This window comes from Flagellimonas beolgyonensis, assembly GCF_003992615.1.
In the GTDB taxonomy this organism is placed as follows: Bacteria; Bacteroidota; Bacteroidia; order Flavobacteriales; family Flavobacteriaceae; genus Flagellimonas; species Flagellimonas beolgyonensis.
Genome location: NZ_RZMY01000001.1, coordinates 37,661 through 50,924, shown reverse-complemented (window position 1 = coordinate 50,924; position 13,264 = coordinate 37,661). Strand labels below are relative to the sequence as shown.

The 13,264-nt window shown below is 42.7% G+C and carries 13 protein-coding genes; 7 read left to right on the top strand and 6 right to left on the bottom strand.

Annotated elements, in window-relative coordinates:
• Nucleotides 1-639 (bottom strand): orotate phosphoribosyltransferase, encoded by a 639-nt coding sequence (gene pyrE, locus EO131_RS00275; protein ID WP_127018356.1) that lies wholly within the window; start codon nt 637-639, stop codon nt 1-3.
• Nucleotides 640-646: 7 nt separating this feature from the next.
• Here pyrE and EO131_RS00270 point away from each other — a divergent pair, with 7 nt between their 5' ends.
• Entirely contained in the window at nt 647-1,258 is a 612-nt protein-coding gene (locus EO131_RS00270) for an NUDIX hydrolase (protein WP_127018355.1), read from the top strand.
• Here the strand turns inward: EO131_RS00270 and EO131_RS00265 are convergent.
• The 5 genes from EO131_RS00265 to EO131_RS00245 form a co-directional block, all read right to left on the bottom strand.
• A complete protein-coding gene (locus EO131_RS00265) occupies nt 1,238-3,010 on the bottom strand; it encodes a M14 family metallopeptidase (RefSeq protein WP_127018354.1) in 1,773 nt (590 codons plus the stop codon). The two genes, EO131_RS00270 and EO131_RS00265, sit on opposite strands and share 21 nt — an antisense overlap.
• 67 nt (nt 3,011-3,077) lie before the next feature.
• Nucleotides 3,078-3,491 carry a response regulator gene (locus EO131_RS00260; protein WP_127018353.1) on the bottom strand — a complete coding sequence of 138 codons (414 nt, stop codon included), beginning with the start codon at nt 3,489-3,491 and terminating at the stop codon, nt 3,078-3,080.
• On the bottom strand, nt 3,475-5,304 hold the full coding sequence (locus EO131_RS00255; RefSeq protein WP_241243749.1) for a PAS domain-containing sensor histidine kinase: 1,830 nt from the start codon (nt 5,302-5,304) through the stop codon (nt 3,475-3,477). The genes EO131_RS00260 and EO131_RS00255 overlap by 17 nt, the downstream gene beginning before the upstream one ends.
• Before the next feature lie 193 nt (nt 5,305-5,497).
• Nucleotides 5,498-5,956: a pantetheine-phosphate adenylyltransferase gene (gene coaD / locus EO131_RS00250; RefSeq protein ID WP_127018352.1), complete on the bottom strand. Its 459-nt coding sequence runs from the start codon at nt 5,954-5,956 to the stop codon at nt 5,498-5,500.
• A gap of 35 nt (nt 5,957-5,991) precedes the next feature.
• Nucleotides 5,992-6,966 carry a D-alanine--D-alanine ligase gene (locus EO131_RS00245; protein WP_127018351.1) on the bottom strand — a complete coding sequence of 325 codons (975 nt, stop codon included), beginning with the start codon at nt 6,964-6,966 and terminating at the stop codon, nt 5,992-5,994.
• A gap of 77 nt (nt 6,967-7,043) precedes the next feature.
• On the opposite strand from EO131_RS00245, the gene EO131_RS00240 reads away from it, so the two are divergent.
• The 6 genes from EO131_RS00240 to EO131_RS00215 all read left to right on the top strand — a co-directional run bounded on the left by EO131_RS00240 (nt 7,044) and on the right by EO131_RS00215 (nt 13,239).
• Nucleotides 7,044-7,631, top strand: coding sequence for a PASTA domain-containing protein (locus tag EO131_RS00240; RefSeq protein WP_127018350.1), 588 nt, complete (start codon nt 7,044-7,046; stop codon nt 7,629-7,631).
• 2 nt (nt 7,632-7,633) lie between these two features.
• Nucleotides 7,634-8,662, top strand: a complete 1,029-nt coding sequence (locus EO131_RS00235; RefSeq protein WP_127018349.1) for an RluA family pseudouridine synthase — start codon at nt 7,634-7,636, stop codon at nt 8,660-8,662.
• A gap of 88 nt (nt 8,663-8,750) precedes the next feature.
• On the top strand, nt 8,751-9,512 hold the full coding sequence (gene yaaA, locus EO131_RS00230; RefSeq protein ID WP_127018348.1) for a peroxide stress protein YaaA: 762 nt from the start codon (nt 8,751-8,753) through the stop codon (nt 9,510-9,512).
• A gap of 171 nt (nt 9,513-9,683) precedes the next feature.
• The gene (locus EO131_RS00225) at nt 9,684-12,230 is read left to right on the top strand and encodes a phosphoenolpyruvate carboxylase (protein ID WP_127018347.1); all 2,547 of its coding nucleotides are present in this window, start codon (nt 9,684-9,686) and stop codon (nt 12,228-12,230) included.
• An 8-nt stretch (nt 12,231-12,238) separates the two neighbouring features.
• A complete protein-coding gene (locus EO131_RS00220; protein ID WP_241243748.1) occupies nt 12,239-12,907 on the top strand; it encodes a uracil-DNA glycosylase family protein in 669 nt (222 codons plus the stop codon).
• Between the two features lie 149 nt (nt 12,908-13,056).
• Nucleotides 13,057-13,239: a hypothetical protein gene (locus tag EO131_RS00215; RefSeq protein ID WP_127018346.1), complete on the top strand. Its 183-nt coding sequence runs from the start codon at nt 13,057-13,059 to the stop codon at nt 13,237-13,239.
• Nucleotides 13,240-13,264 lie beyond the last annotated feature (25 nt).

The window sequence follows — 13,264 nt, the reverse complement described above, 5'->3', positions numbered from 1 at the left end:
TTATTTCCATTCCTGTGGATTGGATCGCCATTCCAACAGGGTTTTTAATTGAGTTTCTTTAATGTAATGTGTTTCGGAGGCCTGTTCCACCAAGTGTTCGTAATCGGATAGGGTGTGGAGCTCCACGCCTTCAGCTTCAAAATTGGACGTCGCCACCGGAAAACCGTAGGTAAAGATGGCCACCATGCCTTTTACATTCGCATTTTGGTCCTTTAAGGCCCTTACGGCATTTAAACTGCTCTTTCCTGTGCTGATCAAATCTTCAATGACCACAACAGTCTGGCCTGGTTCCAAATAGCCTTCAATTTGGTTTTGTCTGCCATGTGATTTTGGTTCGGGCCTTACATAAATGAACGGCAGTCCAAGTGCTTCTGCCACCAAAATCCCAATACCGATGGCACCAGTGGCCACACCGGCGATCACATCCGGTTTGCCGTACAGGTTCTCCACCTGTTTGGCCATTTCCTCACGGACAAAATTGCGGATTTCCGGATAGGATAGCATGATCCTATTGTCGCAATAAATGGGCGATTTCCATCCCGAAGCCCAAGTAAAGGGATTTTCGGGTTCCAACTTAATTGCATTAATTTGTAATAACAGCTCGGCTGTTTTCTTAGCGATTCCCTTATCTAAAACCATTGCGCAAATGTATGAAGTTTTTGTTAATGAGTCCCCACTGATTTTAACAAACGAGCGACCCAAAAAAGCGAAGGAAAATTTATTCGAGCTGGATGGCGATTCCATTATGCAGGCCATTGGCCTGTTGTCCAAAAAGAAACTAAAAAAGGCCTATCTGTACCATCCCGATGGAGACAAGATCCTGAAACTTTTCATGCACAAGATTCCGGTTATTGTGGCTGGGGGCGGCTTGGTGGTCAATCCAAAAGGGAAAGTGCTATTCATCAAACGAAACGGGAAATGGGACCTGCCCAAAGGCAAAGTGGACAAAGGTGAAACCATTGAAAGTGCCGCCATTCGGGAGGTGGAGGAGGAGACTGGGGTAACCGGACTCACCATAGACCGGTTTTTAAAAACCACCTACCATGTATTCAAACGCAATGGGGAATATCGTTTAAAGCAGACGCATTGGTTTGTGATGTCGACCGCGTATGACGGAAAGCTTGTGGCCGAGAAATCGGAAGGCATTGTAAAAGTTAGGTGGAAGGGTCCGAAAAAAATAAAAAAGGCACTGCAGAACAGTTATATGAACATTAAGATTTTGTTCGATGACACTTCCTTATTTGATCAGAATTCCTGAAGCCTCACTGCCCTTGGCCACCCGATAGATCGGGTATCCCAAATAGGCGTCTTCCAAAAACTTGGAACGTTGAAAAATCCAATCCAATTGTGCATACCAATTATTGGAAAAATTAAGATCCATTTCTTTTTTGGCCTCAAATTCATTTCGAAGTACGGAATCTTTTTGGATCATTTCCAAGGCGACATCCTCAAACACATAGGGGGAGAAGCCTTCTTTTTGTTGTAAAACAGTATCAAAAAAGTTCCAATTGAAAAATGAATCCACCCCTTGGGGTTCCAAAGTTTCCAAAAGGTATCGGATACCAGGCTGGTGCGTAGATACGACCAAATCCCCGGCTCTAAAATGCACTTGCATGGTATGTTTTTCCACTTGGGTGTTGGCATGTGGATAATGGCCCTCGTATGGCATATTCCGGGTATCGTAGTCCAAAATTTTGTACCCTTCCACCGATAGTGTGGTATCCTTTTCCAATTTAAAATATTGGATTTTGTTGGCATCGAGCCGCTCGATCACATGCTGCCAGCTTTGTTTTATGATGTATGCATCGGGCACCGAAATTGTATCCATGGGAACAAAATAGTTGCGATAGACAGTTTCTTTTACAAAAGGTCGCTCCCGGTCATATTTGAGGCGAGGGAGTCCGGTAACTTCACTGGTTATGCGTTCCGCTTCAAACCCTTTGAATTGAAGGGTAGAGCTTTGGGTCGTGTCCACTTGCCAGTTAAAATAATACTCCGAAAGTTCCAGATTCTTTTCCAAGGTTTCTTTTCGCAGGGCTTTGATGTTCTTATGTTCTTTTTCCACTACTTCCATCAAACTTTGCATTAGGGAATAGGTGCCCTCGACCCTTTGCTTGTAAGGTTTTAGCATATGCGTTTCCACCATGAGCCCAAGAGTGCTCCACAAAGTGGTATAGCCCGTGGAATAGCGGGGATGGTCCATAAATTGACTGAATCCAAGTTCCGGTGGCACGTTAAAAACATTAACATAAGGGGTAATGTCCCATTCTTTTTCAGCAAGGGATTTTTCCAAACCGGGCATCATAGTCTCGTGTAGGTAGCTTCCCAATTCACCGCCCAATTTATTGTGTTGTGTGAACAGGTGGGTGAGGGTGTATTGGTAGTCTGCCCCATTGCTTACATGGTTGTCCACAAACACATCGGGTTTAACCGAATGAAAGATTTCCGCGAACGTTTTTGCGTTCTTGGTATCCATTTTAATAAAATCCCTGTTCAGGTCGTAGTTGCGGGCATTGCCGCGAAAGCCATATTCCAACGGGCCGTTTTGGTTGGCGCGGGATGTGGAGTTTCTGTTCAATGCACCTCCAACATTGTAGATGGGAATGGTAACCAAAACCGTATTTTTTGGACTGGGAAGGGTTCCGGTGGCCAAATCTCGGTAAAACATCATCGTGGCATCGATGCCATCGCTTTCGCCTGGGTGTATGCCATTGTTGATCAGTATAATCGACTTTTCCTTTCGGATGTTCTCATAGTTGAAATCACCATCTGGGTTAAAGGTGACCATGTGCAACGGGTACCCGCTATCAGTCTTTCCAATAGTGTGGATATTGATTTCGGGAAATTCCTTGGCCAGGGCAATATAAAAATCTATGGTTTGTTGGTAAGTGGCAGTCTCCATACCATCCGATTCCTCAAAAATGGTCTGGAAGGAGGCAACTTGGTCCTGTTGCTTTTGTTCACAGGAGAACAAAAAAATAAGGGAGGCAAAAAGGACTAATTTTTTCAAAACAGTACGGGGGCTTTAAGTTGATACATGGTATTTTGCTCGCCCCCAAAAATACGGATTTAATTGATTATGAAGCCATATTCAAGCAGTTCAGGTCGCTGGTTTCGATTTTAAAAATGGGTTTGTTCTTAAAGTTGAGTACATGTGAGCACTTGCTTTTGAATTCGTTCCATTTCTGATGATCCATGGGATCAATAGAGGATGTCAGGATATTGATAACGATCCGTTCCTCGATTGGCAATTGAAGCATCTCTTCCAAAAAGTCCCAACCATCCATTATCGGCATATTGATGTCTAGGAAGATGACGTTGGGCAAGTTATCCCCCTGCTCCATTTTGGTCACCAAGGCATCGAACGCTTCCTTCCCATTTTGGAAGATTTCGACGTCTTCACAACTGGTCACCGGCTTCAACATCCTTTTGATTCCGAAAACGGTAATCGGGTCGTCATCCACTATAAATATGCTATTTACTTTCATCATTGAAATATACTTTGAAGGTTGTTCCATGGTCCACTTTACTATCAACTAAGATTTGGCCGCCCATGGCTTCGATTTGGTTTCTTATCAAATACAGTCCAAAACCTTTGGCGTCTTTATTATTATGGAACGTTTTGTACATTCCGAATATTTTATCGCCATACCGTTCCAAGTCAATCCCAAGACCATTATCGGTAAAATCGAGCATTATCTTCCCTTCCATCCTTTTGGCTGTAATGGTGATTTTTGGCTGTCTATCGGGGCTGCGGTATTTTACGGCATTGGTCATCAGGTTCAGCAAAATACTGTCCAAATAGGCCGGTATACTTAAAACGGATATGCCTTTGTCCACTTGGTTTTCTATGATGACCTTATTTTTATCCAGCAAAGCCGCTAAATTTTGTTGGGCCTTTGTAATGGCATGGTTCAATTGGATTGGAGCCTTCTTAAGGTTAATATTGGTGTTTATATCCACCACTTCATTTAAATTGGAGAGTGTTTCCAATAGATTATCGGAAGCCTGCTCCAACATGTTCAATATTTTGTTTCTTTCCGCCTCGTTTTCTTCTGAATTCAGGAATTGGAGCAACATGGAAAAGTTCGCGGAGTGCGATCGCAGATTATGCGAAACGATATGGGCAAAATTGATGAGCTTTTTGTTTTGGACAGAGGTGATATTTATTAAATGCTGTAGCTGTTCCTCTTTCTTTTTTATCGGTGTGATGTCCATACTGATTCCAATGAGACCATTGATCTTTCCATCAATGTCGAACAAGGGAATCTTGGAGGTAAGGAAATTGGTTATCTGGCCGTCTTTTTTTATGCTTATGGTTTCCTTTCCCAAAATGGGTTTAAGGGTACGGATCACTTCCAAGTCTTCGTCCCTGGAAATTTTGGCCACTTCCTTGTCATATAGGTCAAAATCGGATTTGCCCAATAATTCTTCCGGGGTTTTGCCAAGGTATTCGCACTCGGCCTTGTTGACCAGTATTTTTTTGGAATCCAGATCTTTTACAAAAACGTTCAACGGTAGGTTATCTATCAATGTGGTCAATAATTGCTCATTGCCCTTGATCTTGGCCTCGGACTCCATTTCTTCGTTTATATCTTGAAAGGTGCCAAAAAGCCGAACAATTTCCCCATTTTCAATAATAGCTTTTCCAGCGGATTGAACCCATCGTTCTTCGCCACGGTGGGTGATGATCTGTAACTTTTGGCAAAAAGGCTTTCCGTCATTTAAAATTTTGTGGAACAACATGGATATTTTGTTGCGACTGTAGCCTTGTTTGTAAAAATTGATGGCTTCGTTAACGTTTGGGACAAAAGAACTCGGCACTTGATGGATTTTTTTGGTCTCATCGCACCAAAACAGTTCTTCTGATTTAATGTCAAATTCCCAACATCCAACTTTGGAGACCTCGGACTTGCTTCTCAACATGGTATTCACCCGTTCGAGTTGTAGTTCCGCTTCTATTTCCCGTGAGATATTATCCGTCTGAATAATAGTTCCCATTAAATTTTCCTTATCATCAAACCAAGGGGTAAAATGACTTTCCAACCAAAGGATTTCTGTTTCGCGCTTGAGTTGGTGACGAATGGATTTGGTTTGGCCACCTAGAAGTTTGATGTCCAAATTTTCAACATCTGAAAAAATAGACCTAACATTAATAGGAGATTTTGGATTTATTTTTTTGCCAAAGAGTTCTTTCCAAGAGTCCGACACATCCATCAATGTACCATCATTGGACACAAGGGCAGTGGCTTTTGGCAACTGTTTGATCAAATAATGCTGCTCGATTTTCTCAACTGCTTTCAAAGTACGGGGGTTTTAAAAACTTCTTTAACTAAGAAATTTCCCACCAATGTAGAAGAAATGAAATATTTACCTCAGTTAATGTTGTGAAAGAATAGAAAAATGTGGTTTTTGGACGGATTTACGACTTATTACGTCAAAATTGTTATAAGATTTAACCTACAACGTCCTACTGAAAAGCGGCTAAAAACGCATCTTAATGCCTAACAATAACAGTATCAGGTACGAGCCCGGAATAATCACCTCCGTTTCGTATCACATCCCGCACAATGGAAGAGCTGATAAATGATTTTCCTGAAGAGGTCAAAAGGAAAACCGTTTCGATTTCCGATAGTTTTCGGTTGGTGTGGGCAATGGCCTTTTCAAATTCAAAATCCGCGGGATTACGTAGCCCCCTAAGAATAAAATCAGCACCGATTTCCTTACAAAAGTCCACTGTCATACCTTTATATGTCATCACCTTGATCTTGGGTTCGTCCTTAAACGCATCTTTGATGAACTGGGTGCGCTCTTCCAAAGTGAACATGTATTTTTTGTCGGCATTGATCCCAATGGCAATGACCAACTCATCGAATAAGGTAATCCCTCTTTTGATGATATCGTAATGGCCTAAGGTCAATGGGTCAAAGGAACCGGGAAACAATGCGCGTCTCATGATGTGTGGAATAATTTGTCTAAAAATACTGTTTTCTATCGTAATGCCTCCACAATGGCGCTGTCGAAAAGTTCGCCCAGGGAGATGCCCGCACATTGGGCCTGTTGCGGTAAAAGGCTTTCCTCTGTCAACCCAGGAGTAGTGTTTACCTCTAGCAAATGAGGTGTGTCTCCAATAAAGATGAACTCACTTCGCGTATAGCCTTTTAGTCCCAAGACCCTGTAAATGGTTTCGGCCAATTTCCTGACATTCGATTCTTGTGTTGGGTTCAGTCGGGCAGGGGTGATTTCCTTGGATTTGCCTTGGTACTTTGCCTCAAAATCAAAAAAATCGTTCTCCGAAATAATTTCAGTGATGGGCAAGACCGTTACTTCGTTCTTGTAGGTGATTACCCCTACGGAAACCTCGGTTCCTTCCAAAAAAGATTCGATGATGATTTGGTTATCCTCTTTGAACGCATTTGTAATGGCATGCTCCAAATCTTCTTTTTTGTACACTTTGGAAACTCCGTAACTGCTACCGGCCCTATTGGCCTTTACAAAACAGGGAAGTCCGACTTTGGCAACAATGGCATCCCCGTCGATTTCTTGGCCTTTGTTCAGAAAATAAGAGGTGGCACATGGAACATTGTAGGGTTTGAGGACGCTCAATAAATCCCTTTTGTTAAAAGTGAGTGCCGCCTCATAATGGTTGCAAGAGGTCTGTCGAATACCCAAGAGTTCAAAATAGGCCTGCATAAGCCCATCTTCGCCTGGAGTGCCGTGAATGGCATTGAACACGCAATCAAAAGTGATTTTTTTATTATCCACCATAATGCTGAAATCCGAACGGTCTACCGGGAACTCTCTCTCGTTTTTATCCAGATATACCCACTTTTCCTTGGTGATGATGATTCGAAAAGGGTTATATTGGTCTGGATCCAGATAGTTGAAAACCACGTTGCCGCTTTTCATGGAAATACCATATTCACTGGAGAAACCTCCCATTATGATGGCTATGTTCTTTTTCATGTTCAGGTAAATAACGCAAGCCCAAAGTAAAGAAAAAAGACATGGCTTTCCTATATTTGTTGCCATAAGGTTTAAACATGAAAAATTTTTTGAATTTTTTGAAAAGCAAGACATTCCTCATCCAACTCGGCTTGGCCGTGGTTGCCGTTGTTATATTGGTATTAGTATCACTCCAATGGCTTAAAAGTACCACCAATCATGGGGAGTTTGTCGAGGTTCCTGACTTTTCCAAAATGTCGGTGATGGAAATGAGGAGTGCCGTGGAAGAAGCAGGATTGCGCTATCAAATATTGGATTCGTCCAATTATAATCCCGACTATCCCAGGTTTTCCATTTTGGACCAAGATCCACCTGCCGGAAATAAGGTGAAATCCAATCGGAAGATTTATTTTACTGTGAACCCTTCGGGCTATAAAAAAGTGAGTGTTCCCGACATTATTCAAGTAACCCAACGCAATGCGGCTTCCATGCTCAGGGCGGTAGGTTTGGATGTGGAACGTGTTACTTACATTGATGAATTGGGCAAGGACATGGTCTACAATATGAAATTCAAAGGGAAATATGTGAAGCCGGGCGATAAGTTGCCCAAAACTTCCAAAATTGAATTGATCTGCGGTAATGGTACCATTCCGGGCAGTGCCAGGGTAAAGGCCGATTCCCAATAAGTATGGACGCCAACGACAACCAGGAACTTAACCCTGACGACCTTTTTGAGCACCATAAGTTTTTGGCTTCCAAAGGACAGGAACCTTTGCGTGTGGACAAGTTTTTGATGAATTTCATTGAAAACGCGACCCGAAATAAAATCCAGCAAGCGGCAAAGCAAGGCCACATTTGGGTAAACGGTGTCATTGTAAAACAAAATTACAAGGTAAAGGCCGGTGATGAGGTCAAAGTACTGTTTGAACATCCACCTTACGAGTTTTTACTGACCCCTGAGGATATTCCCTTGGATATTGTTTATGAGGACGATACACTCCTTGTGGTGAACAAACCAGCCGGCATGGTGGTGCATCCCGGACACGGTAATTATTCCGGTACATTGATCAATGCCCTGGTCTATCACTTTGAAAATTTACCCAATAACAGTTCCAATAGGCCAGGATTGGTGCACCGTATCGACAAGGACACTTCCGGATTGTTGGTGATTGCAAAAACCGAGGCGGCCATGACCCATTTGGCACAACAGTTTTTTGAAAAAAGCAGCGAACGGGAGTACGTGGCCCTGGTTTGGGGCAATGTTGAGGAAGAGGAAGGAACTGTGGAGGGCCATATTGGCCGAAATCCCAAAAACCGTCTGCAAATGATGGTATTTCCCGATGGTGAAGACGGTAAGGAAGCCGTGACCCATTACAAGGTATTGGAGCGTTATGGGTATGTTACCTTGATCTCCTGTAAACTGGAAACAGGCCGAACCCATCAGATTCGGGTGCACATGAAATACATTGGCCATACCCTGTTCAATGATGAACGCTATGGTGGGGATAAAATATTGAAAGGGACCACCTTTACCAAATACAAGCAATTTGTGGAAAATGCCTTCAAGGAATTGCCCCGGCAGGCATTGCATGCCAAAACCTTGGGGTTCGAACATCCGGTAACAGGTGAGTTTATGCGTTTTGATACCGAACTGCCCGAAGATATGGTGAACTGCATAGAAAAATGGCGAAGTTATGCCAAGCACCATGAGTTATAGTTTCCATCAATCACAGGATTGAAAACACCTTTGGAGATTACTTCCCCAAAATTGAATTCCTCCCTATTTTTACAAAAAATAAAACCGAATGAAAATTGTTATTTCCCCAGCTAAGTCGCTCGATTTTGAATCCACATTGCCTACCAAACGGCACAGTGATCCCATTTTTTTGGAGCAAGCGGAGAAATTGAACGCCGTTCTCAAAAAGAAAAAACCTAAAGCCTTATCGGAGTTGATGTCGATTTCGGACAAGTTGGCCGAGTTGAACTGGGAGCGCAACCAACAATTTTCAGTGCCCTTTACCCCAGCCAATGCCAGACCGGCTGTTTATGCCTTTAACGGGGATGTCTATCAAGGACTGGATGCTTATACCATTCCTGAAGATAAATTGGATACCCTACAAGATACCTTGCGGATTCTGTCAGGACTTTACGGTGTTTTGAAACCACTCGATTTGATGCAACCCTATCGATTGGAAATGGGTACACAACTCAAAGTGGGCCGTAAGAAAAATTTATACGAATTCTGGAAAAAGGACATCACCGAAGCCCTAAACAACGAGTTGGATGAAGGTGAACTGTTCATCAACCTGGCCAGCAATGAATATTTTGGTGCCATTGACACAAAAGAATTGAAGGTTCCCGTAATTGCACCGGTCTTTAAAGATTGGAAAAACGATAAGTTGAAGATCATTAGCTTTTTTGCCAAAAAGGCCAGAGGCTCCATGGTCCGCTACATATTGGATACGGATGCCAAAACATTGGATGACATCAAAGGATTCAACTATGATGGCTATATGTTCAGTCAAGAGCATACCACAAAGCCGAACGAGCCTGTTTTCATTCGATAAATCCTTGGCAAAGACCCCAATTTTCAGTAAGTTTTAAGGAGTAAAGCCAGTGTTACGATAAAAGGGTGCCTACCCAAAATTGTGATACGCTTAAAATTACGCCCGAGGTTGCCCAAGAATCACGATCTTTGGGTGAATACCAATTGTGCTAACACTAACATTCATTATTTCATGCAGCATTCCAGACGGTTAGAAGAATTTAAAAAATCCGTAACCAATAAGTTCAATATCTACAACAGCCTGTTCTTGAGTCTACCGTACAAGAATGTGGAGAACGTTGGTATCCTGATTCCCCTTTTGTTGGATCAATGCGAGAAGGGACTAAGGGAAGGAAAGGAGCCCCAGGAAATCTTGGAGGTCTTTTTTTCCAATTTCGTGGAAATTACCGATGAAAAAGAGCGATTGGATTTTATGTTCCGCATCATTCAATATGTGGAACGCCAAGTGGTGCTGTATGATAGTGTGGAGGATGCTGCTTTTCCGAAACTTCAAAAATACAGTAGCTCGCTGACCATTAAGGATTATTTTGAGTTGGTGAATCGGACCAAAAACTGGGACAAGGTATCCAAAAAGCTATCCACCTTTAGTGCACGGATCGTATTGACGGCCCACCCCACCCAATTTTATACGCCCGCTGTTTTGGACATTATTGCCGAGCTTCGCACCCTGATCGATGAAGATAGAATCTATGATATTGATGTGACCCTTCAGCAATTGGGACTCACCTCTTTGATCAATGCCAAAAAACCAACACCTTTGGATGAGGCCAAAAATATCATCTACATTCTTCGAAACACCTATTATGATGCCGTAGGGGACTTGTATCAGTACGTGAAAAGCAATGTACACGATAAGGACTTCAAAAACCATAATATCATTAAATTGGGCTTCTGGCCCGGCGGGGATAGGGATGGCAACCCCTTTGTGACGGCAGAGATCACCAAACAGGTGGCCGATGAGCTTCGACTTACGTTGATGAAATGCTACTACAACGATTTGAAGGACCTGCGCAAAAAACTGACCTTCAAAGGTATGCATGAAGACCTTTATGCATTGAGCGGTAAATTATACCAGGCCATGTTCAACCCCAATGCTCCCATTGCCTACACCGAGATTATAGATCATTTAAGTGCGGTAAGGGAAAAATTGATTGCGGATTACCACGAACTGTACTTGGATGAATTGGATGCCTTTATTGATAAAGTGCATATTTTCAAGACACATTTTGCCTCATTGGATATCCGTCAGGACCACAGCAAGCACAAATTGGCAGTGGAGACCATTTTGAAAAAGCAAGGGGCCATCAAGGAAAGTTTGGACGAGCTCAAGGAAAAGGAGTTGGTGCAATGGTTGCTTCAGAAAAACATACAATTGGATCCATTGGATTTTGAAGATGAAATTGTAAAGGATACCATTGCCAATATCCGGCAACTTGGGGAAATACAACGGAAAAATGGAGAGGATGGTTGCAATCGCTACATCATCAGTAATTCCGAGGATATTTTTGCGGTGTTGTTTGTGTACGGATTGTTCCGATGGAGCGGATGGGATGAAAAGGAAATTACCTTCGACATCATTCCTCTGTTCGAGACCATGAAGGGCATGGAAGTATCCGAAGAAGTGATGCAAACCCTTTTCGATATACCCAAATATCGCAAGCACCTGGAACGCAGACACGATACCCATACCATAATGCTCGGTTTCTCCGATGGTACAAAAGATGGCGGGTACCTCAAAGCCAACTGGTCCATTTTAAAGACCAAGGAAACCTTGAGCAAAGTGTGCAAAAAGAACGGTATAAAAGCCATATTTTTTGATGGTAGGGGAGGACCGCCTGCAAGAGGTGGCGGAAAAACGCATAAATTCTACGCGGCCCAAACAAAAGATGTGGCCAATCATGAAATACAGCTGACCATTCAAGGGCAGACCATAACCAGTACGTATGGTACCAAAGAGCAATTTATCCACAACTCCGAGCAGTTGTTGACGGCAGGATTGAGCAATAACCTTTTTGGAAAGGAGCATGTGATCTCGGCTGCACAACGGAAATTGATCGAGGAGTTGTCCGATTTAAGTTTTGATAAATACGATGCCTTGAAACAGCATGAGAAGTTTATTCCGTATTTGGAGCATCGCAGTACCCTAAAATATTACACCAAGGCCAATATTGGCAGTAGGCCAGGAAAGCGGGGCAATAAGGAAAAATTGACTTTGTCTGATCTTCGTGCCATTTCCTTTGTGGGATCCTGGAGCCAATTAAAGCAGAATGTGCCCGGTTATTTTGGGTTGGGGACGGCCATTCAGAAATTGAAGGACGAAGGCCGGTTCCGCGAAGTGAAAAAACTGTACAAAGAAGTGCCTTTTTTCAAGGCTTTGATGTTGAACAGTATGATGTCACTGGCCAAAACCAATTTCGATTTGACCAGTTATATGAAGGAAGACCCAGAGTTTGGTGATTTCTGGAACATATTGCATGATGAATACCAGCTATCCAAGAAGATGTTGCTTCAGGTGGCCGGCTTGCACATGTTGATGGAGGATGAGGAGGTTTCCAGGGAATCCGTTAAGATTAGGGAGAAAATAGTATTGCCATTGTTGGTCATCCAACAGAACGCCCTGTACCACATTACCCAAAATTCGGAATACAAAGATTTGTATGAAAAAATTGTGACCAGGTCATTGTACGGGAATATCAACGCGAGTAGAAACTCGGCATAGCAGAAAGATTGGGTTCCAAAATATTCAAACACGTTCATCCCTACGAGCCTTACCTTTTTCAAGAAGCCACAAAGGTGATTGTGGGAACCTTGCCGCCGCCAAGATTTACCACCGGAGACTTAAAGAAGGAGGATGTTGATTTTTGTTATGGCAGTTGCAATGGAATGTTGTGGCCCATTTTGGACCGAATTTTCGAGTTGGGCCTAAAATATGAAACCACCGCTGAGGCCATTGTGCAACGGGAACAATTTCTACTCAAACATAAAATCGGAGTCTGTGATATTGTGCAAAGTGCGGAGCGTACCAAAATAGATGCCTCAGATCTAGGAATGCAGAATGTTGAACTTCGGGATTTGGTCGGCTATTTGAAAAACTTCCCGAATATTGATACCATTCTATTTACAGGAGGCAATAGCAAGAATGGGCCGGAATATTTTTTTCGGCGACAATTAAGGGATTATGGGTTGAACTTGGAAATAATTTCCAATGAAGTGCCAAGAATCCACCAAGTGCAGATTGAAGGAAGGTTTGTAAAGACCGTTTCCTTGACCGCACCGTCTGGAGCGGCAAACAGAGCCGTGGGTAGTTTGCCATCTTACAAAGCATTGAAAGCCCGAAACCCCAATTTTACAACCATGGACTTCCGAGTCATGCAATACAGGGAATTTTTCTTGTAATCTTTTCCCATTCATTTAGGGTGTTTAATATCAATTGGTTATTAACACGTTGAAATTGAATCAATTATCAATTCAAATGGGGCATTGGTCAATTTCCAGCCACATTTTACGTTATAGTGATTACATTGAATGGATAAAACGATATACCCATGAAAAACCTACTTAAGATTACTACGTTGTTATTTTCAATTGCAATACTTGCTTCCTGTAAAGTGAACCATGGAACTGTAAAGAGTAGCACCGCACCGGGACAGGTCAAAAAAGTAACCGGAGCAAAAAGTGCAAAGGCCTATGCACCGGGACAACAGAAAAATAAGAAGAAAAACAACTAAAAATGTTGCTTGACATAAAAAAGCC